General features: G+C 56.8%; 24 protein-coding genes. 14 read left to right on the forward strand and 10 right to left on the reverse strand.

The genetic code is table 11. The annotated features are described in order from the left end of the window. Positions 1 to 7: 7 nt before the first annotated feature. From RMR16_RS00345 to RMR16_RS00365, 5 genes are all read left to right on the forward strand, one after another. Positions 8 to 1,045, forward strand: a complete 1,038-nt coding sequence (locus RMR16_RS00345) for a 4-hydroxyproline epimerase (protein WP_320201250.1) — start codon at positions 8 to 10, stop codon at positions 1,043 to 1,045. A 97-nt stretch (positions 1,046 to 1,142) separates the two neighbouring features. Further along, positions 1,143 to 2,180 (forward strand): dihydroorotase, encoded by a 1,038-nt coding sequence (pyrC, locus tag RMR16_RS00350; RefSeq protein ID WP_320201251.1) that lies wholly within the window; start codon positions 1,143 to 1,145, stop codon positions 2,178 to 2,180. Positions 2,181 to 2,249: 69 nt separating this feature from the next. After that, positions 2,250 to 2,948, forward strand: a complete 699-nt coding sequence (locus tag RMR16_RS00355) for an orotate phosphoribosyltransferase (protein ID WP_320201252.1) — start codon at positions 2,250 to 2,252, stop codon at positions 2,946 to 2,948. Positions 2,949 to 3,029: 81 nt separating this feature from the next. Beyond that, positions 3,030 to 3,956, forward strand: coding sequence for a carbohydrate kinase family protein (locus tag RMR16_RS00360; RefSeq protein ID WP_320201253.1), 927 nt, complete (start codon positions 3,030 to 3,032; stop codon positions 3,954 to 3,956). 26 nt (positions 3,957 to 3,982) lie between these two features. Next, on the forward strand, positions 3,983 to 4,447 hold the full coding sequence (locus RMR16_RS00365; protein ID WP_320201254.1) for a GNAT family N-acetyltransferase: 465 nt from the start codon (positions 3,983 to 3,985) through the stop codon (positions 4,445 to 4,447). 12 nt (positions 4,448 to 4,459) lie between these two features. On the opposite strand, the gene RMR16_RS00370 is transcribed toward RMR16_RS00365, so the two are convergent. Both RMR16_RS00370 and RMR16_RS00375 read right to left on the reverse strand, forming a co-directional pair. Further along, positions 4,460 to 5,047, reverse strand: a complete 588-nt coding sequence (locus RMR16_RS00370; protein WP_320201255.1) for a hypothetical protein — start codon at positions 5,045 to 5,047, stop codon at positions 4,460 to 4,462. Between the two features lie 17 nt (positions 5,048 to 5,064). Beyond that, positions 5,065 to 6,057, reverse strand: coding sequence for an AraC family transcriptional regulator (locus RMR16_RS00375; RefSeq protein WP_320201256.1), 993 nt, complete (start codon positions 6,055 to 6,057; stop codon positions 5,065 to 5,067). A 78-nt stretch (positions 6,058 to 6,135) separates the two neighbouring features. On the opposite strand from RMR16_RS00375, the gene RMR16_RS00380 reads away from it, so the two are divergent. Beyond that, entirely contained in the window at positions 6,136 to 7,350 is a 1,215-nt protein-coding gene (locus RMR16_RS00380) for an MFS transporter (RefSeq protein ID WP_320201257.1), read from the forward strand. Between the two features lie 54 nt (positions 7,351 to 7,404). Here the strand turns inward: RMR16_RS00380 and pgi are convergent, their stop codons facing one another. Both pgi and RMR16_RS00390 read right to left on the reverse strand, forming a co-directional pair. Then, positions 7,405 to 9,033 (reverse strand): glucose-6-phosphate isomerase, encoded by a 1,629-nt coding sequence (gene pgi, locus RMR16_RS00385; RefSeq protein ID WP_320201258.1) that lies wholly within the window; start codon positions 9,031 to 9,033, stop codon positions 7,405 to 7,407. 107 nt (positions 9,034 to 9,140) lie between these two features. Continuing rightward, complete coding sequence (locus RMR16_RS00390; RefSeq protein ID WP_320201259.1) at positions 9,141 to 10,853, reverse strand: long-chain-fatty-acid--CoA ligase; 1,713 nt, start codon at positions 10,851 to 10,853, stop codon at positions 9,141 to 9,143. A 247-nt stretch (positions 10,854 to 11,100) separates the two neighbouring features. On the opposite strand from RMR16_RS00390, the gene RMR16_RS00395 reads away from it, so the two are divergent. The 5 genes from RMR16_RS00395 to RMR16_RS00415 all read left to right on the forward strand — a co-directional run bounded on the left by RMR16_RS00395 (position 11,101) and on the right by RMR16_RS00415 (position 16,159). Continuing rightward, entirely contained in the window at positions 11,101 to 12,153 is a 1,053-nt protein-coding gene (locus RMR16_RS00395) for an ABC transporter ATP-binding protein (protein WP_320201260.1), read from the forward strand. 147 nt (positions 12,154 to 12,300) lie between these two features. Then, positions 12,301 to 13,323, forward strand: a complete 1,023-nt coding sequence (locus RMR16_RS00400) for a Fe(3+) ABC transporter substrate-binding protein (RefSeq protein WP_320201261.1) — start codon at positions 12,301 to 12,303, stop codon at positions 13,321 to 13,323. A 389-nt stretch (positions 13,324 to 13,712) separates the two neighbouring features. Further along, complete coding sequence (locus RMR16_RS00405; RefSeq protein WP_320201327.1) at positions 13,713 to 15,287, forward strand: ABC transporter permease; 1,575 nt, start codon at positions 13,713 to 13,715, stop codon at positions 15,285 to 15,287. A 121-nt stretch (positions 15,288 to 15,408) separates the two neighbouring features. After that, positions 15,409 to 15,690, forward strand: coding sequence for a DUF2218 domain-containing protein (locus RMR16_RS00410; protein ID WP_320201262.1), 282 nt, complete (start codon positions 15,409 to 15,411; stop codon positions 15,688 to 15,690). A gap of 76 nt (positions 15,691 to 15,766) precedes the next feature. Beyond that, the gene (locus tag RMR16_RS00415; protein WP_320201263.1) at positions 15,767 to 16,159 is read left to right on the forward strand and encodes a PRC-barrel domain-containing protein; all 393 of its coding nucleotides are present in this window, start codon (positions 15,767 to 15,769) and stop codon (positions 16,157 to 16,159) included. A gap of 131 nt (positions 16,160 to 16,290) precedes the next feature. Here the strand turns inward: RMR16_RS00415 and RMR16_RS00420 are convergent, their stop codons facing one another. The 4 genes from RMR16_RS00420 to RMR16_RS00435 all read right to left on the reverse strand — a co-directional run bounded on the left by RMR16_RS00420 (position 16,291) and on the right by RMR16_RS00435 (position 20,284). Continuing rightward, positions 16,291 to 16,536 carry a DUF982 domain-containing protein gene (locus RMR16_RS00420; protein ID WP_320201264.1) on the reverse strand — a complete coding sequence of 82 codons (246 nt, stop codon included), beginning with the start codon at positions 16,534 to 16,536 and terminating at the stop codon, positions 16,291 to 16,293. Positions 16,537 to 16,894: 358 nt separating this feature from the next. Next, on the reverse strand, positions 16,895 to 18,112 hold the full coding sequence (locus RMR16_RS00425) for a cyclopropane-fatty-acyl-phospholipid synthase family protein (protein WP_320201266.1): 1,218 nt from the start codon (positions 18,110 to 18,112) through the stop codon (positions 16,895 to 16,897). Then, positions 18,099 to 18,926: a DUF1365 domain-containing protein gene (locus RMR16_RS00430; protein WP_320201267.1), complete on the reverse strand. Its 828-nt coding sequence runs from the start codon at positions 18,924 to 18,926 to the stop codon at positions 18,099 to 18,101. The genes RMR16_RS00425 and RMR16_RS00430 overlap by 14 nt, the downstream gene beginning before the upstream one ends. Then, positions 18,923 to 20,284, reverse strand: coding sequence for an NAD(P)/FAD-dependent oxidoreductase (locus tag RMR16_RS00435; RefSeq protein ID WP_320201268.1), 1,362 nt, complete (start codon positions 20,282 to 20,284; stop codon positions 18,923 to 18,925). The genes RMR16_RS00430 and RMR16_RS00435 overlap by 4 nt, the downstream gene beginning before the upstream one ends. A gap of 228 nt (positions 20,285 to 20,512) precedes the next feature. On the opposite strand from RMR16_RS00435, the gene RMR16_RS00440 reads away from it, so the two are divergent. From RMR16_RS00440 to RMR16_RS00450, 3 genes are read left to right on the forward strand one after another with little or no spacing between them, the layout of a single operon-like run. Next, positions 20,513 to 21,082, forward strand: coding sequence for a sigma-70 family RNA polymerase sigma factor (locus RMR16_RS00440; protein WP_320201269.1), 570 nt, complete (start codon positions 20,513 to 20,515; stop codon positions 21,080 to 21,082). Continuing rightward, positions 21,079 to 21,738 carry a ChrR family anti-sigma-E factor gene (locus tag RMR16_RS00445; protein WP_320201270.1) on the forward strand — a complete coding sequence of 220 codons (660 nt, stop codon included), beginning with the start codon at positions 21,079 to 21,081 and terminating at the stop codon, positions 21,736 to 21,738. The genes RMR16_RS00440 and RMR16_RS00445 overlap by 4 nt, the downstream gene beginning before the upstream one ends. Positions 21,739 to 21,751: 13 nt before the next feature. Next, positions 21,752 to 22,147, forward strand: coding sequence for a DUF2177 family protein (locus tag RMR16_RS00450; RefSeq protein WP_320201271.1), 396 nt, complete (start codon positions 21,752 to 21,754; stop codon positions 22,145 to 22,147). Here the strand turns inward: RMR16_RS00450 and RMR16_RS00455 are convergent. Both RMR16_RS00455 and rhaM read right to left on the reverse strand, forming a co-directional pair. Continuing rightward, positions 22,128 to 23,510 (reverse strand): FGGY-family carbohydrate kinase, encoded by a 1,383-nt coding sequence (locus RMR16_RS00455; RefSeq protein WP_320201272.1) that lies wholly within the window; start codon positions 23,508 to 23,510, stop codon positions 22,128 to 22,130. The genes RMR16_RS00450 and RMR16_RS00455 overlap by 20 nt on opposite strands. Next, entirely contained in the window at positions 23,507 to 23,830 is a 324-nt protein-coding gene (gene rhaM, locus RMR16_RS00460) for an L-rhamnose mutarotase (RefSeq protein WP_320201273.1), read from the reverse strand. Before rhaM ends, RMR16_RS00455 begins: the two co-directional genes overlap by 4 nt. Position 23,831 lies beyond the last annotated feature (1 nt).

The following is a 23,831-nucleotide window of genomic DNA, read 5'->3' on the forward strand; positions in this document are numbered from 1 at the left end:
GACGCCCATGCGCATGAAACGCACCATTCAGCTTCTCGATGTTCATTGCGAGGGTGAAATCGGGCGTGTTGCGACTGGCGGCGTGCCGAAAATTCCGGGCAATACGGTGGCAGAACAGCTTGAATGGCTGAACACCGATCCAAAAGGCGAGGAGCTTCGCCGCTTTCTGACGCTGGAGCCGCGCGGCGCGCCCATCGGTTCCGTTAACCTGCTGTTGCCGCCCAAGCATCCGGATGCGGATGCGGCTTTCGTTATTCTCCAGCCTGATCAGGCACATGCAAGCTCCGGCTCCAACTCCATTTGCGCCACGACTGCGCTGCTGGAAAGCGGCATGGTGGAGATGAAAGAGCCGGAAACCATTGTGATGCTGGAAACGGCAGCCGGCCTGGTCAAGGCCACCGCCACCTGCCGCGATGGGCGTTGCGAGAAGGTGAAGCTCACCATGGTGCCGTCCTTCGTGCATGAGCTGGACGTGGAAATCGACACACCTGAATGGGGCCGCATCCGCATGGATATCGCCTATGGCGGCATTTTTTATGCGCTGGTGGATGTACAGCAGATCGGCCTGACGATCGATAAAGCCAATGCTGCGAAGCTGGTGGCGGCGGGCATGGTGCTGAAGGATATCGTCAACCGCGAAATCCCGGTGGCGCATCCTGAAATTCCTGCCATTTCTGGCGTGGCCTATGTGATGTTCCGCGATACGGAAGCCGATGGCACCATTCGCACCTGCACCACCATGTGGCCGGGCCGGGCAGATCGCTCTCCCTGCGGGACGGGCAATTCCGCCAATCTTGCCACGCTGCACGCACGTGGCAAGGTGAAGGTGGGTGACGTCTATAAATCCCGTTCCATCATCGGCACCGCGTTTGAAGTGGGCCTTTCCGCAACCACCGAGGTCGCTGGCAAGACGGCGGTGATCCCGACGATCGCCGGTCGTGGATTTACCTTCGGTTTGCACCAGGTATGGCTGGATCCGTTTGATCCGCTGGCGGATGGTTTTGCCATGACCGATGTGTGGGGTCCACAGGCGGGCGCGATTTAACCATTCTTTTGCGCTGAAAAAGTCGCTTCGGACGCTGTTTTCTTGCCGGGAAAGATGTTAAGCGGGCGGCACCCCAGCAAGTTCCGAGGTTCCCACGATGAAGTCGATCACCCTTCGCCGCCCTGATGACTGGCACCTGCACCTGCGCGATGGCGCAATGCTGGAAGGCGTGATTGGTGATAGCAGCCGGCATTTTGCCCGCGCCATCATCATGCCGAACCTCGTGCCGCCAGTGGTCACGACCGCAGATGCGATTGCCTACAGGGACCGCATCGTCAAAGCTATTCCGGCAGGCGACCGTTTCCAGCCGTTGATGACACTCTATCTCACCGAGCATACCAGCGCCGATGATGTGGAAGAGGGCAAAAACAGCGGACTCATCACTGCCGTCAAACTTTATCCCGCCGGTGCCACCACCAATTCCCACGGCGGCGTGCGGGATATGGACAAGGCGATGCCGGTGCTGGAGCGCATGGCGAAAATCGGCCTGCCGCTCTGCGTGCATGGTGAAGTCACGACCCCGGAAGTGGATATTTTCGACCGCGAAAAAGTGTTCATCGATACGGTTCTCGAGCCGCTGCGCCAGCGGCTGCCGGAACTGAAAGTGACGATGGAGCATGTGACGACCAAGGACGGTGTGGATTACATCAAGGCGTCCAAGGCCAATCTGGCCGGTTCCATCACCACCCATCACCTCATCATCAATCGCAACGCCATTCTGGTGGGTGGCATCAAGCCGCATTATTATTGCCTGCCGGTGGCCAAGCGTGAAGAACATCGCCTGGCCTTGCGCGCTGCCGCCATTTCTGGCGACAAGCACTTCTTCCTCGGCACGGATTCGGCCCCGCATGTGGACCCGCTGAAAGAATGCGCCTGTGGCTGCGCTGGCATTTACACCTCCATCAACACCATGAGTTGCCTAGCCCATGTGTTCGAGCAGGAGGAGGCGCTGGATAAGCTGGAGGCTTTCACCTCGCTCAACGGCCCGGCCTGGTATGGTCTGGCACCGAACGAGGACACCATCACTCTGGTCAAGCGCGATGCGCCGGTGAGCTTTCCAGGAAAAATCGAAACGGGCGATGGTCCGGTGACGGTGTTCGACCCCATGTTCCCGCTGCATTGGGACGTTGCCTGAATTTTCAATTGCTGCCGGTTCATCCGGCAGTTTTTTTATGCACTCGATGATCAAAAGAGGAAAACGCCGATGTCCCAATTCACATTCACGGATCGCGCCATTGTGGCAGAGCTTGTTGCGAAAATGTTGTGGGAGATAAAGGCGGTTCACTTCAATTCGGCCAGTCCTTACACGTTTGCATCCGGCATGAAGAGCCCCGTTTACATCGACATGCGCAAGCTGATTTCCTATCCGCGCATCCGCTCCGCGGTCATGGATTTTGCAGCGGCAAAGATCGTTGCCGATGCGGGCTTCGAGAAATTCGATTGCGTGGCCGGTGGCGAAACGGCTGGTATTCCGTTTGCGGCCTTTCTGGCGGAACGCCTCGGACTGCCAATGATCTACTGCCGCAAGAAGCCGAAGGGCCATGGCCGCAATGCGCAGATCGAAGGCCATATGCCGGAAGGTTCGCGCGTGCTGGTCATCGAAGATTTGACCACCGCTGGCGGCTCCATGTTTACCTTTATCGATGCAATCCGCGCAGCCGGTGGCATTGTCGATCACGGCATTGCGCTGTTTTATTACGGCATCTTCCCGGAAGCAGAAGCGCGTTTTGCCAACGGCAATGTGAAGCTGCACTACCTCAGCACATGGCGTGATGTCGTGGCTGCCGCGCGTGCTGAAAATCTGTTCGATGACAAGACCTTATCGGAAGTCGAGGCGTTTCTGGACAACCCGCTGCCATGGTCCGCTGCACAAGGCGGCGTCAGTGAATTGCCGCAATCCTGATTTTGGGTAGGGAAGAGCTTGACCGGCTGAATGCACAGCCGGTAAGCATCTAAATCGATTAGTATTCTGGAGGAGAGCCGAATGATCCTGTGTTGTGGTGAAGCCCTGATCGACATGCTGCCGCGTGAAACCACGAAAGGCGAGGCGGGTTTCGCACCCTATGCAGGCGGTGCGGTCTTCAACACAGCCATTGCTCTCGGTCGCCTCGGCGTCCCCTCCGCATTCTTCTCCGGCATTGCCGATGATATGATGGGCGAAATTCTGAAAGACACGCTGAAGGCCAGCAAGGTCGACTACAGCCTCTGCGCCTTCGCCAACCGCCCTTCCACAATCGCCTTCGTCAAACTGGTGGATGGCCACGCGACCTATGCTTTCTACGATGAGGGCACGGCGGGGCGGATGCTCTCTGAAACGGATTTGCCGAATTTGGGTGGCGATTGCGAAGCAATGCATTTTGGCGCCATCAGCCTCATTCCCGAACCCTGTGGTAGCACCTATGAAGCGCTGTTGGTGCGCGAACACGAAAAACGCGTCATCTCGCTAGACCCCAACATTCGCCCGGGTTTCATCAAGGACAAGCAGAAACACCTGGACCGCATCAACCGCATGGCCGCGCTGTCGGATATTGTCAAATTCTCCGATGAGGATCTGGCATGGTTCGGTCTGGAAGGCGATGAAGACACACTCGCCCGCCACTGGCTGCACCACGGCGCAAAACTCGTCGTCGTCACCCGTGGCTCCAAGGGCGCGGTTGGTTATACGGCAGGTCTGCGCGTCGAAGTGCCGAGCGAACGGGTCGAGGTCGTGGACACCGTCGGCGCTGGCGACACGTTTGATGCAGGCATCCTCGCGTCCCTCAAACTGCAAGGTCTCCTCACGAAGCCACAAGTTGCCGCGTTGACTGAAGATCAGATTGCCAAGGCGCTTGCACTAGGCGCGAAGGCTGCTGCGGTGACTGTGTCACGCGCGGGAGCAAACCCGCCTTGGGCGAATGAGATTGGGCTTTAAGCTTCAGGCGAGAACGGGCAGAACGAATGTTGCAGGTCAGAGCAGCCAATCGAAGCGACCTTCCTCAGTTGCTCGATCTCTATCAGCACCTTTCCGCAGGTGATGCGCGCCCGACTTTGGCTGAAGCGGAGAAGGTGTTTGAGCATTTCAACGCGTACTCCGGCAGCGTGATCTTCATCGGGGAGGTCGATGGTCTCGTTGTCGTATCCTGTTCGCTCATTGTCGTTCCGAACCTTACCCGCGGCGGCACGCCCTATGGGCTGATTGAAAACGTCGTTACGCACAGCGAGTTTAGAAAACGCGGCTTCGGCAAACGCGTTTTGCAATCCGCCACGGATGCGGCATGGGATGCGGGCTGTTACAAGGTTATGCTGATGACCGGTTCGCGGAACCCCGAAACGCTCAATTTCTACATGGGCGCTGGCTTTGAACAATCGAAGACGGGATTTCAGAAGCGGCGCGTGGAGGCGAGAGCAGAGTTCTCTCACTAAACTCCATATCTTTCATCGTTCACTGCTCCGTACCAACTCGTCGAAAAGAGCAGCTAAGGCAACGTCATCTGACACATCGACGGTTCTTAAACCGTGTTCCCGAGCAGTTGCATACATTTCCGAATTGTCACGCAAAGATCGATTTATGAATTTGTCGATGAGGCCGCGCCTGTTCTCGTCAGAGTGCGCGTAATGCGCTTCTGAACGCATTCTCTCTTTGAGGAAATCATTATCGGCGTGAAGACAAACACCCAACAGCCCGTCATTAAGGAGTGGTTTTATGTACTCCGGTCGAAGAGCGGTCCCTTCAAAAACGAATGGCTTGTTACGGTCGCTCTCCGCCTTGATTTTTTGTTTGATGCCAGGCCAAATGTTTTCGTGATGGACTTTGAGAAACCAGTAGATCGTCTCGTCAGACAGTCGAGAATAATATTCAGCTACGGGAACTGGCAGATTTGGCCAGGGCCTGCCCGGATGACGTGCCAAATTGTCGGTGGACGTTAGGCTGCATCTAAGAGCCTGAGCCAACAGTGTCGCAAATGTCGTTTTGCCAACGTGGGAACTTCCAGAGATCAATACGCCAAATGATTGTTTGGACATGTCCACCCACTATTTTTTCACGACGCTGCTTGTCCCAGACCGTCGCCCCTCGCATTCAAAGACCCCGGCGGATGTCCAACAATGCGTTTAAACGCACGGCTGAAGGCGGCTTGGGAGCCGTAGCCGAGTTTGAGGGCTGCTGTTTCGATGGGCATATGGTTTTTACCGATCCATTGCAGGGCGAGGCGCATGCGCAGTTCGGTGAGGTACCGCAGCGGCGTGACGCCGGTGACCTCTAGAAACCGTTCGGCAAAGACGGAGCGCGATGCGCCCATCTTGCTGGCGAGTTCGGCCAGCGACCAGTCGTGACCGGGATCATTGTGAATGGCCAGAATGACGCGGCCAAGGCGAGGGTCGCGGAGTGCTGCGATCCAGCCGGACGAATCGCCGCAGCCGCATTCCACCCATGCCCGTACGATGAAGGCGGCAACCACATCGGCAAGCCGTGCCAGAATGCCTGCAAAGCCCGCCCGCGCCTGCCGCGTTTCCCGCTCCATCGCTTCCAGCATTGGCAGCAGTTCGGGATAGCGGGTGATCAGTGTACTGACGAACATCACCTCCGGCATCAGGCCGACAAGCGGGTGCAGCCCACCCAGATCGAACTCCATGCAGCCGCTAAAAACCAAAATACGTTGTTCGTTTGGTGTGTCAGGATTGCAGGTCTTAATCGCGCTAACGGAATTGCACAGCGGCGCGGCATCCAGTAAGTGGATGTTCTGACAGGGCATGTCCGGGCTGGACACCAGCGAATGCGCCCCGCCACGCGGCAGCAGCACGGCATCACCCGTGTTCATGGTGTTGATGGTGCCAGATTGCGTTCGCAGATAGACGGGGCCACGTGCCACGAAATGGAACTGGGCCCGTCCTTCCACTTCGCCAAAGGTCAGACCAAAGGGGGCAGCGGCCTCTATCCGGCGGTAATCCAACCCGACCAGACGCATGCCCATCAGCAATTCACTGACAATATCGGGATCGGGCGAAAGATGATTTTCGGACGTTTGATCAAGCATAACGGATTATGTGACATAGATCGTCCGAAAAGTCCAGTTTATGGTGCATCATTCTCATCCTCCCCAAAGGACACGACTATGAACCCCACCTTTAATCCCGCTTCGACCGGGACAAGTCCGCAGGCGCCCGCTTGGGGCGCTGTTATTTCCATGGCACTTGGCGTATTCGGGCTGGTCACGGCAGAGTTTTTGCCTGCAAGCCTGTTGACACCCATTGCCGCTGAACTCGGCATTACCGAAGGCGCCGCCGGACAGGCCGTGACGGTCACAGCCGTTGTCGGCGTGTTCGCCAGCCTGTTCATCACCTCCGTTGCCAAAAACATAGACCGGCGGCATCTGATGATGTTGTTTTCGGCTCTGCTGGTTATCTCCAACCTGATGGTCGCTGCCGCACCCGACCTGACGATGCTTTTGATCGGGCGTCTGTTGCTGGGCGTGGCGCTAGGCGGCTTCTGGGCCATGTCGACGGCCATCGTCATTCGGCTCGTGCCGCCAGCCAGCATTCCGCGCGCCTTGTCCATAGTCTTCAGTGGTGTGTCTGCGGCAACCATCGCAGCGGCTCCCATCGGCAGCTATGTCGGTGAACTCGCCGGCTGGCGCTTCGTGTTCGTGCTGACGGCACTGTTGGGCGTCGTGGCTTTCGTCATGCAGTTCCTGACATTGCCAAAGCTGCCCGCCACTGGCACAAGCAGCTTGAAAACCCTCGGCGTCGTGCTGGCACGGCCCGGCATTGCACTGGGCCTTGCAGCGGCAACGCTGGTCTTCGGCGGTCATTTCGCCTTCTTCACGTACCTGCGGCCTTATCTGGAAGCAGATATCGGCGCGGGGATTGGCATGGTTTCGGCTTTGCTGCTCGGTTTCGGCCTTGCGAATTTCGTCGGCACACTGCTGGCCGGTTCGTTGATCAGCCGCAGTCTCAGATTTTCGCTGGCAGCCTTGCCGTTGCTGATGGCGTTGATTGCCTTGCTGATCGTGACGACCGAACCTCCTCTGCCATTCGCTGCGGTGATGGTTGCCGTCTGGGGCTTTTTGTTTGGTGCCGTTCCCGTGTCGTGGTCCACATGGCTGGCACGCACCATCCCGGATGAAGCCGAAAGTGCAGGCGGTCTGCTGGTGGCGTCGATCCAGTTTGCGATTGCCATGGGCGCCGCCGTTGGCGGAATTATCTTCGATCTGAACGGTGCGACAAGTGTGTTCGCCACAAGCGGTCTGGTCTTGGCCATCGCCGCAATCGGCATCATTCTCGGCGTAAAGCCGGGGCGGCAGGTGAGCGCGGCCATACCCGCAGAATAAATCGCAATAAAAAGCCGGGGCGCAAACCCCGGCTTTTTTGTTTTGTCGTGGTCGTTAGGCCTTCGCCAATCCGGCAAGCGCCTTGACCAATCCCTGCGTCGAGCTGTCGTGCCCGGCAGCACTCTCCTTGCCTTCCACCACAGGCAGCAGGCCGGTTGCCAGTTCCTTGCCCAGTTCCACGCCCCACTGGTCGAAGGAATTGATGCGGAACAGCACGCCTTCCACGAAGACGCGGTGTTCGTAAAGCGCGATCAGGCGACCCAGTGCAAAAGGCGTCAGCTTGTCATAGACGAAGGTGATCGACGGGCGATTGCCGGTGAAGACACGGTGCGGAGCAATGAAGTCAGCGTGTTTGTCGTCCGCACCCTTGGACGTCAGCTGAGCTTTGGCTTCTGCCAGCGTGCGGCCCTTCATCAAGGCCTCAGACTGCGCAAGGCAATTGGCGATCAACAACTGGTGCTGGTGGCGCAAATTCGGCTCGAAAGCGTTGGCGGCTATCAAGAATTCGGCGGGAATGACGCTCGTTCCCTGATGGATGAGCTGATAAAATGCGTGCTGGCCATTGGTGCCGGGCTCACCCCAAACCACAGGACCGGAATTGCCTTCCACCGGCGTGCCATCGATGGTGACGCCCTTGCCGTTGGATTCCATGTCGAGCTGTTGCAGATAGGCAGGGAAGCGCGACAGGCGCTGGTCGTAAGGCAGGATGGCGCGGGTCGAATAATCCAGAACATTGCGGTGATAAAAACCGATGAGGCCCAGCAGCACGGGCAGGTTCTGTCGTACCGGCGCTTCGCGGAAATGCGTGTCCATGGCGTGTGCGCCATCCAGGAATTTACCGAAGTTTTCTGGCCCGATGGCCAGCATCAACGGCAGGCCGATGGCGGACCAGATGGAGTACCGTCCGCCCACCCAATCCCAGAAACCGAAAACACGGTCGCTATCGATACCGAAGGCGGCAACCTTGTCGAGCGCGGTGGACACGGCAGCGAAGTGATGCTTCACGGCCTCTTCGCCCAGCTTGTCGGCGATGAATTTGCGGGCGGTGGCCGCATTCGTCATCGTTTCGATCGTGGTAAAAGTCTTGGACGCAACGATGAACAGCGATGTTTCCGGGTCAACCAGCTTTAGCGTATCGGCAATATGCGCGCCATCGATGTTGGAGACGAAATGCGCGCGCGGGCCGTCATGGAAAGGCGCCAGCGCCAGCGTCACCATCACCGGGCCAAGATCCGAACCGCCGATACCGATGTTGATGACATCGGTGATCTTTTTGCCGGTTGCGCCCTTGAGCGTACCGGAGCGGATGGCATCCGAGAACTTGCCCATGGCGGCCAGTACGCCGTTGACGTCAGGCATGACATCCTTGCCGTCCACCAGTACAGACGTGTTGGAACGGTTGCGCAAAGCCGTGTGCAAAACGGCGCGGTCTTCGGTGAAGTTGATGGCCTTGCCGGAGAACATCTCTTCGCGCTTGGTTTCGACGCCGCCTTCGATGGCCAGCTTTTCCAGCAGCGCCAGAATGTCGTCATTCACGGCACATTTGGAAAAATCCATCAGCAGGTCATCGAACCGCACGCTGAACCGCTCGAACCGTTTGTCGTCGGCGGCAAAAGCAGCGCGAATATCGGTGGCGTGGGTTGCGGCGGCGGTAGATTTCAGGGTCTCGACGATGGCCTGCATGGAATGCTCCTCATGCTCCGGGGAAGGATGAGGAAACTATTCTTTTTCATCAGCCTAAATCAAGGTGCGTTCCTCTAAATCGATTGAAATATCGCAAATGACCCCAATCAGTTAGCCAGCTTACGAAGTTCCCGACGCAATATCTTGCCAACATTGCTCTTGGGCAGTTCCGCAATGAACTCGATGTGTCTTGGCCGCTTGTAGTTTGTAAGGCTTTTGGCGCAGAAGGCTTTCAACTCTTCCACCGTCAGAGACTGATCTTTTTTCACCACATACAGTTTCACGGTTTCGCCGGAATGCTCATCGGCTACGCCAACGGCTGCACATTCCTGAACGCCGGGATGGGCCGCGGCCACTTCCTCGATTTCATTGGGATAAACGTTGAAGCCGGAAACCAGAATCATGTCCTTCTTGCGGTCCACGATTTTTGTGTAGCCGCGCTCATCCATGAAACCCATGTCGCCGGAGCGGAAAAACCCGTCCGCCGTCATCACCTTGGCGGTTTCATCCGGGCGCTGCCAGTAACCCGTCATCACCTGCGGGCCGCGAATACAAATCTCGCCCACGTCACCCAAAGCCAAACTGTTGCCGTCATCGTCGCGAATATCGACGTCGGTAGAAGGCATGGGCAGGCCGATGGTGCCGCTGAAATCCGATGTGCCCAGCGGGTTGACGGTGGCAACGGGCGAGGTCTCGGAAAGGCCATAGCCTTCACAGATGTGCGTGCTGGTGACAGAGGCCCAGCGCTCCGCGATGGGACGCTGCACGGCCATACCGCCGCCCATCACCAGAATAAGCGATGAGAGATCGAGCTTGCGGAAATCTTCGTTGTTCAGCAACGCGTTGAACAGCGTGTTGATGCCGGGGAAAATATGCGGTTTGTAGGTGGAAAGCTCCTTCACGAAGCCGGGAATATCGCGCGGGTTGGCAATAAGAAGATTGTGGCCTCCCAGCGCGATGCCCATCAGCGAATTCACCGTCAGCGCGAAAATATGATAGAGCGGCAGGGCGCAGACGAAATTCAGCACGTCTGGCCTGCTTTTGGCGACGAAACCGGGTTCCATCCAGAGCGCGATCTGGGCCTTGTTGGCCAGCAGATTGGCGTTGGACAGCGCAGCGCCCTTTGATATGCCCGTGGTGCCGCCGGTATATTGCAGGAAAGCAATGTCGTTCAGCTTGGCGCTGATGGGTTTCAGCTGCATCTGTCGGGATTGGTTGAGAACAGTCTTGAAGCTGATGGCCTGTGGCAAGGCAAAAGCGGGAACGAGCTTTTTGACCTTGCGCACCACCAGATTGACGATGTGGCCCTTGAGGCCGAGCATGTCGCCCATGGTCGCGACGATGACGTGTTTCACATCGGTTTTCGGCAGCGCCTGCTGCACCACATGGGCAAAATTTTCCAGCACGAACAGCGCCTTGGCACCGGAGTCCTTCAGCTGGTATTCCAGCTCCCGCGGGGTGTAGAGCGGGTTGACGTTTACGACCGTCAGGCCAGCGCGCAAAATCGCGTAGGTGGCAACCGGGTTCTGAAGAATATTCGGCATCATCACCGCAACGCGGTCGCCTTTTTGCAGGCCCAGCTGCTGAAGCCACGCGCCAATCCGGCGGGTCTGCTCTTCAAGCTGCCGGTAAGTCAGCGACTTTCCCATGCTGGTAAAAGCCTTGCGGTCCGCATAGCGGGCGCAGCTTTTTTCCAGAAGCTCTGCAATGGAGTTATGAACGGGATCGGGAAGCTCGGCAGGCACACCTGCGGGATAAGAGGCGAGCCAGGGACGCTGCACAATGCGCATTTGCTCGCTGCTCAAATTCGTGTCGCTCATAGTCTTCCTCCCATGCTGGCATTTGCAGCAATCCCCGGCATTCTATCACATGTGTCAGTTCCTCATCCCGACAGATATGGCCAGCGATTTTTGCAATCGTAGATGAAGCCTCCAAAACCATCTACTCACATCAGCGTATTTAACTCTAACGTAAACGTCAACTGTGGTTGTGGTGCGATTGGCTTTTGACTTTAATCCTGATTTGCGCGATCAACAAAACCACCAGCAATATATATGGAAACCGGGAATGTCAGATATAGCGGCGCTACAGCTCAACAATGTCGGAAAACACTTCGGCGGCGTAGAGGTTTTGGCCGGGATAGACCTTGATGTGAAGCGCGGTGAGATCATTTGCCTTGTTGGGCGTTCCGGCTGCGGCAAATCCACGTTGCTGCGCATTATTGCGGGTGTGGAAACCCCTGACGCCGGTTCCGTCAGCATGAATGGACAGGAAATCGCCGGTCCTGCCGCTTTCGTGGAACCGGAAAAACGCCGGATCGGCTTTGTGTTTCAAGACTACGCGCTGTTTCCGCATCTGACGGTTGAGCAGAACGTGCTCTTTGGCCTCAAAGGTCTGCCCAAGGCGCAAGCGCTGGCGCGCGCTGCGGATATGATCGAACATGTGCGCCTGACGGATCTGGCCAAGCGTTATCCGCACACGCTGTCGGGTGGCGAGCAGCAACGTGTGGCACTGGCGCGTGCGCTTGCACCAAAGCCCGATATTCTGCTGATGGATGAGCCGTTCTCCAATCTGGATCGCGGCCTTCGTGACAGCGTGCGGGAAGAAACCCTTGGCCTTTTGCGGGCGCTGAAAACCACCGCCATCATGGTGACTCATGACCCGGAAGAAGCGCTTTCGGCGGGAGACCGCGTGGTGTTGATGCAAAAGGGCTGTATCGTGCAGAGCGGTACGGGCTATGAGGTGCACGACAACCCCGTCAGCCGTTATGCCGCAGATTTTTTCTGCGCCTTCAACAAGGTGGAAGGCACAGTTCGCAACGGGCATCTGGAAACGCCGGTCGGTAATTTTCCGCATGGCGGTGATCTTCGTGAGGGCAGTGTGGCCCTTGCCTATATTCGCCCGAGCGCAATTACCCTTTCGCCACAGGGCGCGGGCACCGATATTTCCGGACGCATTGAAAGCAAAGTTTTTCTAGGCGAGATCGAACAGGTCTCCGTCAGCGTGCCTGGACTTGCGCATGAATTGCGCGTTCGCAGCATGGGTCGTAGCCCGGCAGAGATGCAGAATGTCAGCCTTTGGGTTGCTCCGGCAAGTGTTCTGGTTTTTACCGCTGATTGAATGGAGAGCTTTTCACCCACAAAATTGGCCGTTTATTCAACTCAAAGTGAAGATTGCCCCTAGGAATCTATGGGAAATAACTTGATCTTTTACATCATGTATGGTCGATGCATCTCCGACGTCAGTTTCAAGTGATAGGGGATACACATGACATCGTTGACTGCTACCAAGATCGCGCTTCTCGCGGGAACATTTGCTTTTGCGACCGGCACCGTAAACGCCGCCGAGCTGAACATCTACACCACTCGCGAACCTGCACTGGTTCAGCCGCTGCTGGATGCTTTCACCAAGGAAAGCGGCGTGAAGGTCAACACGGTGTTCCTCAAGGACGGTTTGGCCGAGCGTGTTCTTTCCGAAGGTGCCAGCTCTCCTGCCGACGTGCTGATGACGGTCGATGCCGGTAATCTGGTTGATCTGGCTGAGAAGGGCGTCACACAGCCGGTCGAGTCGGATGTTCTGACGAAGGCCATTCCAGCGGAACTTCGTGATGGCAAAGGCAACTGGTTTGCGCTTTCTCTGCGTGCCCGCGTTCTTTATGCTGCTAAAGACGTCGACGTTTCCTCATTCAACTACGAAGACCTTGCAGACGCCAAGTGGAAGGGCAAGGTTTGCATTCGCTCCGGCCAGCACCCTTACAACACGGCATTGTTTGCAGACTACATCGCCCACCATGGCGCTGAAGCCACTGAAACGTGGTTGGCAGGCGTGAAGGACAATCTGGCCCGCAAGGCTGGCGGCGGTGACCGTGACGTTGCCAAGGACATCCTCGGCGGCATTTGCGATATCGGCATCGCCAACTCTTACTATGTTGGCCTGATGAAGTCCGGCAAGGGCGGCGAAGAGCAGGTCAAGTGGGCCGAGGCTATCAAGGTCGTTCTGCCGACCTTCAAGGATGGCGGTACGCAGGTCAACGTATCAGGTGCGGCTGTTGCCAAGAACGCACCAAACAAGGCTGAAGCCGTGAAGCTTCTCGAATATCTGGTGTCCGATGAAGCCCAGAAGATTTACGCCGAAGCCAATTTCGAATATCCGGTCAAAAAGGGTGCAGCCCTGAACGACATCGTGGCATCCTTCGGCGATCTGAAGATCGACAACAAGCCTCTGGCTGAAATCGTTTCCCATCGTAAGGAAGCAAGCCAGTTGGTCGACAAGGTCGGTTTTGACAACTAAAGGCTGATGCGTAACTAACGCGGTCAATTTGGTGCATATAGCGCTCTTCAAACTCCGTCACTCCGCACTTGATGCGGGGTCCAGCCGCCCAAGTCATTGGGCGTAAGACTCTTCTACCGCGCAGACGCGCGGTGCTGGATACCGGCTCAAGGCCGGTATGACGGAACATGGTGTTTTTAACGCTACAGAAGTTGGCCGCCATTCATCTAAAGGCACCCGTTTTCAAACGGGTGCCTTGCCTGTTTTCAGCATCCGGTGTTCCTGCACGGCAAATTCTCAAGATCAGCATGGTTTCCAATATCAGCACCGCCACCTCCGCCAAACCACGCGTCCGGATCACCTCCGCGCTGTGGTGGCTGGTGGCGTCATGCATCATTGCCGCGCTTGCCATGCTGCCCGTTCTGGCGCTGTTGTCGCAAGCGATTCAGGGGTCGGAAGGCCTGTGGGCGCATCTCGGCAATACCGTCCTTGCCACCGCCCTGCCTGAAACGCTGATCCTGCTTCTCGGTGTCGGCGTGCTTGCCGGCGTTTTGGGAACCGGCACCGCGTGGCTGGTGTCGGCCTATGAGTTTCCCGGGCGCAAATTGCTTGAATGGGCCTTGCTGCTTCCTCTGGCCATGCCGACCTACATCATCGCCTATGCTTATCTGGATATCATGCATCCGCTGGGGCCGGTGCAGGGTGCCGTGCGCTGGGTGCTTGGATATTCCAGCCCGCGAGAGTTTCGCCTACCCGATATCCGCAACATGACCGGCTGCATTTTTCTGCTCGGTTTTGTGCTTTATCCCTATGTCTACATTCCTGTGCGGGCCATGTTCATGACGCAGGCCGGAAATCTGCTGGAAGCGGCGCGGATGCTGGGAACCTCACAGCGCTCTCTTTTCCTCCGGGTTGCCGTGCCTCTCGCTCGACCGGCCATTGCGGTCGGTGTCAGTCTGGCGTTGATGGAAGCGCTGAACGATATCGGCGCCTCGGAATTCCTCGGCGTTCGAACGTTGACCGTCTCGATCTACACCACATGGGTCACGAAGTCTGACCTGCCGGGCGCTTCGCAGATTGCGCTTTGTATGTTGCTTCTGGTGGTCGCGCTGGTGGCGATGGAGCGATGGGCGCGGCGCAGGCAGCGCTACTCTGTCTCGGCGCAGAAAAGCAACGTCCTGTCACCTCAGCGCCTCAACGGTTTGCGAGGCTGGTCGGCCTTTCTGCTGGGGACGGGGCCGATTGTTGTCGGCTTTATTGCCCCGGCCATCTATCTGGTGGTCGAGGCGTGGAAGCGGTTTCAGTTCAGCGGTCTGTCGTCCCGGTTTGCCGCGGAAGCGCTCAACACCATCATTTTTGCGGGCATCGCGACGTTTGCAACGCTGTGCGCAGGGCTGATCGTTGCTTATGCCATGCGGCTTTCTCCCGGCAAGACATCTCTCTGGTCCTTCCGTCTCGCGACCGTCGGCTACGCCGCGCCCGGAACCGTCATCGCTATTGGTGTTCTCATCGCACTCGGCGGGTTTGACAGATTTCTCGATCAAACCATGCAGCACTGGTTCGGCGTTTCGACGGGTCTTCTGCTCATCGGCAGCGGCGCGGCTTTGATCTTTGCCTACACAGTGCGGTTCCTGACCATTGCGGGTGGCGGCATCGATGCGGGGCTGAGCCGAATTCCGGTTTCGTTCGATCAGGCGTCGCGCACTTTGGGGCGCACGTCCACGTCCACATTTCGGGCGGTGCACCTGCCTTTGTCCAAAGCGGCCATGGCGGCAGCGGCACTCTTGGTTTTCGTGGACTGTGTGAAGGAACTGCCCGCAACCTTGCTTCTTCGCCCGCTGAATTTCGAAACCTTCTCCACCCATCTTTACGGTGAAGCGGCGCGCGGAACCTATGAGGAGGCCTCCATTGCCGCACTCGCCATCGTTCTGATTGGGATTTTACCCGTTATGTTGCTCGCCCGCGTCGGGCGAATAAAGTCGTAAAGCAGAGCGCTGCCGCTGCGGGTGGTGGGCGGAGTTTTGTTACCGCTTGTTCATTTGCCAAGTTTGTTCTCTCACTATAATCATGATTATGAAATTCATATTATAAGAGAAAGGCGATGACATGCTGGAAGCCAAGTCTGAATTGAAGACCGAAAGCGCGAGCAAATATCTCGTGCAACTTTTCAAACATTTTGCCCATAAAAGAGAAGTTACCTATACCGAAACGCACGGCGAAATCGCCTTCGATTTCGGAACCGCCAGCCTGGATGCAGAGCCGGACACGCTCAAAATTTTCGTGACTGCACCGGATGAAGAAAGTCTCGGACGTGCCAAGTCTGTCGTCGAAAGCCACCTGCTTCGGTTTGCGTTTCGCGAAAAAATCGAAACTCTCCACTGGCATTGATGAAATAAAACGCGGAACGATTTCGGCGTTGCGGGGTTTATAAACCATAACTGATACGAACAAAGAGGAGTATGTTATGGTACATCAGGAACCCACAGCTGGTCAGGATCCATACGTCAAGGATACGCCAAGCTTTATCGCCAGTGATAAAGTAGAGGGCACCAATGTATACGGTGCCGATAGCAAAAAGATCGGTTCCATCCAGCGCATAATTCTTGAAAAGCGCGGTGGAAAGGTTGCTTATGCTGTCCTTAGCTTCGGCGGCTTCCTAGGCATCGGTGATGACTATTACCCGCTGCCATGGGAGAAACTCCGCTACGACGAGGAGCTCGATGGCTACCGCATCGACCTGACGAAAGCGCAGCTTGAGAACGCTCCACGTTTCTCGGACCTCGACGACGAGAGCTATCTCGGTCGCGATGACCGGAAGGTCTATGATCACTATGGCGTACCGCCGTATTGGATGTAAAACCTAAAAAGAACGGCCCCGAAAGGGGCCGTTTCTTTATGCGCACTCACAGATGATGCCGTACTGTTAAGTACGCAATTACGACAAGCAAAAGCGCCATGCCTCTTTCGATGCACGGCGCTTGAAACTTTTTAATGTGAACTGTCACGCGTCGCTTCTGACACCGCATCCTCGAAGCATCTGCGGGCTTCTTCGGGCGTTTTGCGTCCATCCAGCGCTGCACGGCACGCACTTCGTGCTCTCACAAACGTCAGGCCACGCACATGCGGCCAATTGTCAGTCAGCAGCTCAAGGGCATCAAAAGGCCCGGAGACGACGTTTCTGGTATTTGTGTCGAAACTCACTTCGACTGGCTCTGTCCATATTGTTGGTTTCATCGGACGCCTCCCTAATAGCCCATGTCAACGATCAAGCCGTCGCCATGGTTCCCATCAAAGAGAATATTCGCAACTTCCGAAATTTACAATCACAATGTCGCGTTCAGCGGAAGCCGAAGAAAGACAGGATGGCGAGCACGATAACGACCAGGCCGACGATGTAGATAATCTGGTTCATGACACTATTCTCCGCGTTGTGGGCCGAGCTGAAGCTTGAGTTTGTTTGCGACAACATCCGGCTTTGATACATAAGACACTCACGCTAACGTGAGTGTCTTCGCGAAGTTCCATGGTCATTGGTTTTTTCGTTGTGCACGAACAGATTGTGCTCTGCGCAGACGGACCCAAAAGCTTTCGCTCAAGCCGCTTTCAGTTTGAACTGCACGACGTCGATCGTGCCGGCTCTGAAACCCGCCGCGCAATAGTGCAGATAATATTGCCACATTCTGCGGAAGCGTTCATCGAAACCAAGCGGCTCGATGCGGTGCCAGTTGTTGATGAAGGCCCGGTCCCACAGCATCAATGTGTGGTCGTAATCCTTGCCAAAACGAAGCAAATCCGGCACGGCAAATCCTTCGGTCGCTGCCGCCTCACGAAAAGCGGTAATGGAAGGCAGCATTCCGCCCGGAAAGATGTAGGTCTGGATAAAATCGGCGTTACGACGATATTCGTCAAAACGCTCCTCATCGATGGTGATGACCTGCACCATGGCTTCGCCGCCTGCCGCCAGCAGTTCGCGCACACGGCGGAAATAGGTGGGCCAATTTTCCTCACCCACAGCCTCGAACATTTCAATGGACACGATCTTGGAATAATGGCCCTGACAATCGCGGTAGTCTTCAAGCCTGATATCGGTGCGGTCTGCAAGACCCGCTTTTGCAAGGCGGGCTTTGGCAAAATCCGCCTGTTCGCGTGACAGTGTCAGGCCGGTGATGCGACATCCCGTTTTGGCCGCCGCATATTCTGCAAAACCGCCCCAACCGCAGCCGATTTCCAGCACGTGGTCATCAGCGCCAATCTGCAACTGCTCGACAATGCGGTCGTATTTGGCATTTTGCGCATCTGCCAGACTTTGCCCCGGATGCTCGAAAAGAGCCGAAGAATAGGTCATCGTCTCGTCAAGCCACGCCGAATAAAAGCGGTTGCCGAGATCATAGTGGAAGGCAATGTTGCGGCGGCTGCCGGATTTGGAATTGCGGCGCAGGCGGTGACGAAGATAGGCGAAGGCGGAGAAAAGGCGCGACGGCTCGGACACGGACGACCAGTTCTTCTCATTGGCAATGGCGACTTCCAGCAGGGTCGCAATATCAGGCGTGTCCCAATCTCCATCCATGTAGGATTGCGCAAAACCAAGGCTTCCGCCCATCAGCAACCGGCGCACAACGCGGCCGCGGTTCAGGGAAATGACGCCATGCGGGCCGGGATATTGCCCGTGCACCACATATTCATATCCGCCGGGAAATAACACAGTCAGACGCCCGTGTTGCATGTTGGTCAGGCGACGGCACAGCATACGTTGCCAGAGGGGGGCGTCCTCCATGAGAAAGGGAATGGTTTCCTGCTCAGCGTGGCTCATTTTTCATTCCTCCCATTGGTGCGCCCGCTGCAACGTCATTGACGTTGATAGAGCTGGCGATGCGATTGCTCGCGGGTTTGTGTCGGTAGATTGGATTGCCTTTTGCCCAAAGAAGCAGCGCTTCCCAATGGATCGCGCCCATGATTTTGAGCGTCATCAGCGGATAGGAAAGCAGTGCCCGCAGCAGTGCGCCGCTTGTCAGCGGGCGGCGTTCGCCAGCGAAGGACGCGAATAACAATGCGCCTTGGTCGTCGCTCTCGTTGATGGCGACAAGAACCTTTTCGCTGGGCGGCAGGATGCGAAAATCATAGGTGCATTCCATCGGCACGAAAGGCGAGACATACATCTCCTTGGCGCAGGAATGCCGCACCGTTCCGGTCTGCTCTGCATCTGTTGGGATGATATAGGTGTGGCGCTCGTGAAAGGTGTTGCGCACTTCGTAGAGAATGGCGACGAGCTGATTTTGGTCATAACAAAAATAGACGGTCAGCGGATTGAAGACATAACCGAACATGCGCGGATAACACAGCATATCGACGCGCAAGCTGCCGTCCGACACGGCCACGCCCGCATCCGCCAAATGCTGTCCCACCCAGCGCTTCAAACCGCCTGTTTCGCCTGCGCCATGGTCACTGTCACGGAAGCTGAACACGGCGCGGCGGTTATGGCCGAACAGGCGCAAGCCCTTATCCAGCAGTGGCAATTCATCCAGATCGAGCAGAAGCGAAAAAACCCGATAGCGCATTTTATGCGCACGAGGGCGGTGGCGCGCATGCACGACGTGACCGGCGTAGATGGCGGAGCGAAGGGTCATGGTGCCAGCACCGTTTCCGGGTTCAGGAAAATCCGCCCGGACTCGTTTTCCACTGTCCATGGACGTTTCACGCCGCCCAGGGCTTCGGCCACGGCGAGGCCCGATTGAATGCCATCCTCATGGAAGCCGCTGCCGAAATGCGCGCCGCAGAACCATGTGTTGCGCCGGCCTTGCAGGCTCCACAACAGCTTTTGCGCCTCCAGCGCCTTGGTGTTGAACAGCGGGTGCGCATAATCGAAGGCCCGGATCAGCTTGGCGGGATCGATGGCGCGGGACGGGTTGAGTGTGACGAACAGCGGGGTCGCCTCATCGATGTTTTGCAGCTTGTTCATCCAATAGGTCAGGCATAACTGTTCCGTGCCATCGGAATTGGGCTCGCTCAGATAATTCCAGCTGGACCAGACATTACGGCGCTTCGGCATCAATGTTTCGTCGGAGTGCAGAACGGCGGCGTTTCGGGTATATTCGAAGGCACCCAGCAACGAACGTTCGTCTGCATCCGCATCCGCCAGCAGCGCCAAAGCCTGATCGGCATGGGTGGCGATGACCACATCGTCAAAAACCGAAAGATGGCCGTATCGATCCAGCACCTTCACGCCTTCGTCGCTGCGTTGAATGCCGGCAATCTGGCTATCCAGAACGATGGTGCCTTTAAACTCCGCAATCAGGCGAGAGATATATTCACGGCTTCCGCGCTTCACCGTCCGCCATTGGGGGCGATCCGAAAGCTGAACGAGGCCGTGATTGACAAAAAACCGGATGAATGCTTGCAGAGGATAAGCACGCATATCGGCTGCGGTCGTGGACCAGATCGCCGCGCCCATCGGCAGCAGATGGTCATCGATGAAGCTTTTCGAATAACGGTTCCTATCCAGATAGTCGCCAAGGCTCATGCCATGCAACGAAGCATCGTTCAGCAAGGCAGGCGCCTGTTTGTAAAACCGCAGCACATCCCGCACCATGCGCCAGAAGCGTGGGCGAAACAGGTTCGACTTTTGCCCGAAAAGGCCGCCGAGACTGGAGCCGGAATATTCCAGACGGCCCGCCTGCAACGAAGCGGCAAAGGACATGTCCGAGGCTTCGGTCGGCACATCTAAATGTTCGAACAGTGCGACGAGGTTGGGGTAGTTGCGCACATTATAGACGATGAAGCCAGTATCGACGGGAATGGCGGCCTTGCCGGGTTGATCCACGAAAACCGTATTGGCGTGGCCGCCCAGTCGGCTATCGGATTCAAACAGGGTCACATCTGCGGATTTATCCAGCAACCAAGCCGCCGAAAGACCGGAGATGCCGGAACCGATGACGGCAATCCGACGCTTTGCATCTCGTTTGTTGGTCCCTGTCGTCAGATCCATATTATGCAGTCCCATTTTCTTTATGACAAACAATACGCACGGGGCGGGCATACGGATTGCTCGGATCGCATTTTTTTGTTCGGAGTGATCCACAAGGGCAGGGTTGGCGTAATCCGTTTCATGACAATAAACGTTTCCATAGCCGCGCCTGCGTGCCAGTATATAAGCCGAAACCGAAACGATCCGGTTGCGGTGAAACTGTTTGGAAGCGGAGTGAAGCCGATCCGCATGAATGATACCGTCAAGAACAATATCGATAGCGTGTGTCCGGGATTGCTCAAGGCAGTTGCGACAGAGCGTAGCGTCGAGGCGTTTGAAGTGATTTTCCGTCACTTCGGGCCACGCGTGCGGATTTATATGTTACGGCAGGTGCGTGATGCGCAGGCCGCTGAGGAACTGATGCAAGAAACCATGATGACGGTCTGGAACAAGGCCGCCCTGTTTGATCCGGCGCGAGGCAATGTCTCGGCGTGGATATTCAGAATAGCCAGAAATCTGAGAATAGACGCCCACCGCAGGGACAAGCGCCCCGAATTCGACATCAACGACCCCGCCTTCGTGCCGGATGATGCCCCTGCCGCTGATGTTCAGATGGAAGAGGTGCAGGATGCGGAGCGTCTGCACCGGGCGCTGGCGCTTCTGCCAAAAGAGCAGCTCGATCTTCTGAAACGCTCGTTTTTTGATGAGGTTTCTCACAGTGCCATTGCCGAGCAGTTGGGTCTGCCCATCGGCACGGTCAAATCGCGCATCCGGCTTGCCTTTGCCAAGCTGCGCGCAGCCTTGGAGTCACGCACATGAGTGTACGGCACCACGTTAGTGATGAATTGCTGATGGACTACGCATCCGGAAGTCTCGGCGAAAGCTGGAGCCTTGCAGTATCCACCCATCTGGCCCTGTGTCCTGAAAGCCGCCAGCGGCTTGCTGCATTTGAAATGACGGGCGGCGCGCTGCTGGACGATATCGAACCGACGCAACCGGCATCTGATGACGAGTGGCAGAAGATGCGGGCGCTGTTGCAGGCCCGTCCAGACCATGCCTCAGTGAACGGTACGCAAGACCAGACGAGACCCGCCGTGCTGCCGGAACCTCTTCGCTCTTATGCGGGCGGGGATGTGGACGCCTTGAAATGGAAGCCGCTTGGTCCCGGTGCCTATCATTTCCCCATTCGCACCGGCGATGGCGAAGCGAATGTCCGGTTGCTGCGCATCCCGGCTGGAAAACCGGTGCCGGAACATACCCATGGCGGACGGGAACTGACGGTCGTTCTTTCCGGCTATTTCCGCGATGGAGAAGACGTCTTTCGCCGTGGCGATTTCGAAGAGGCAGACGAGGATTTGACGCATCAGCCGATTGCGGGTGAAGGCGAAGATTGCATCTGCCTTGCCGTGACCGACGCGCCGCTGAAATTCAAAAGCTGGCTCGTTCGTCTGGTGCAGCCGGTTTTGGGTATTTAAGGAAAGTTGAACGATGGAATTTCTAGTCGCCTACATCGGCACGGCCATCGTTTTCTTCGGACTGGATTTCGTCTGGCTTTCGAAAGCATCCGGTTTCTACAAACGCGAGATTGGGCCGCTTTTGCTGCCGAAGCCCAACCTCACTGCTGCCGGTGTGTTCTATCTCTTTTACATCGCCGGCATCGTCTATTTCGCTGTTATGCCCGCGCTGAATGGCGGCGGCTGGCACACGGCGCTGCTTTCCGGCGCGGTCCTCGGTTTTATTGCTTATGGCACCTATGAGATGACCAACCTTTCCACGTTGAAAGGCTGGTCATTGCGGATGTGTCTTGTCGACATCGTCTGGGGAACGGCGCTGACCGGCGTTGCCTCCGTTGGCGGGTTCTGGATCACACGGGCCGTTGCGTAAGTTCACGCCACGTCCGATAATACTCTGAAATACCCTCAAGCGGCTGCGATGGGTGATAGGACTGTCTGGGCGCGTGGCGCGTTGCCAGCAATGCAGCCCCAAGCGCAGTGCCCGATGGGCTATTGCCATCCGTCACCAAGACGTGCCCACCGGTAATCCCAGCCAGCGCTTGCGTGAAATGCACATTCCCCCCAAACGGTCCTTCCACGATGGTCGTTTCCGCATGGCCGACAAGGTCAAGGCAAGTCGCGGTCATCATCGCCGCGTAGAAGGATGCGGCGACATAACGCTCCGCGTCGCTGCGCGGCTCATGCAGCCACCGACCTTTGCGACCCGGAAATGGCCCTGAACCCTCCACCGCATTTGGCAGATAGAGAATATTCCCAGCCAGAACACTTTGCCGCGCCGCGTTGAGTTCAGATTGTGTAAGCGGCGTTAGGCCTGCGGTCAGCATCTCGAATTCCCGCCCGCCCATGAAGCGGGCCGAAGGCACGGGTTTTCCGAAAGCATCGACATTGACGAGCGTATCGCGTGCCGGGTCCAGCTTTTCGAGCGGCGCACCGACACCAAAACAAATAACCCATGTTCCCGTCGAAACGACAGAGAAAGGCCCTTTGCGCACCATCAGATGCGGCAGAAGCGAGGCGTTGGAATCGTGCAGCCCGCAATAGACTGGCATATCGCCGGCAATGCCAATCCTGCCTGCGATTTCCGGAAGCACCGGCCCCAACGCATCGAAAGCGGAACGCACGGGCGGGAAAAGATCGGCGATGCCGAGCGTTTCCGGCAGGCTGGAAAAAGTGGCTTTGCCCGGTTGCCAGAGATCGGTGTGGCAACCCAGCGACGTCGATTCATTGGCTTTTACGCCAGTCAGGCGATAGGCCCAATATTGCGGATAGGTCAGAATATCGGTCACAGAGCCGAACGCATCGGCAAAGGCCATTTTCTGATAATGCAACTGCGCGCCGACATTCAGCCCCATGGACAGCGCGGGGGAGAAGGTTTCCGCAAAGGGCGGGCGCAGCGCGGCATAGGCCCTTTGAATGTCGTCTGGATAGCTGTGTTCATAATCCAGAACCGGCAGGGCAAGCTCACCTGTTGCATTCAACAGCACGGCACTCGCGCCATGGGTGGTGATGGAAATCGCCTGATATCCCGGCTGGGCGTGAAACGCCGCCAACCCTTCGATCATAAAATTCCAGAGCGTTTCGATGTCGTAATGCGGGTAGGGTGGCCCGCTCAAAACCCTGTTGGCAATTTTTCGAGAGGCGATTTCCTCGCCGGTCTCACCATCCACCACGATCAGTTTTGCATGGGTTTTGCCGATATCGATGACGGCGATATTGCGGATGGCTGCGCTCATGGCAGATGAAACAGCGTCACGAGGTTACGTACAACCGGGGAATTATCCGGGTTGCTTTCCATGATATCCGCCATATGCGCCCACCATCTTTTCATCACCGGATGATCGGGCAGCGATGCCATGCCATGGTTCTTCGGGCGGGTCAAAACGCCGAAGAGGATGTTGGTTTCCGAGTCCAGATGAATGGAATAATCGCTAACGCCAGCCTCGTGCAGAAGCTCTACAAGTTCCGGCCAGATGTCATCATGGCGCTTCTGGTACTCAGCCTGTTTGCCGGGAAAGAGCTTCATTTTGAAAGCGTGTTTTTCGAACTCTGACATA

Origin of the sequence: Agrobacterium sp. rho-13.3 (genome assembly GCF_033957765.2) — a bacterium.
Taxonomy (GTDB): Bacteria; Pseudomonadota; Alphaproteobacteria; order Rhizobiales; family Rhizobiaceae; genus Agrobacterium.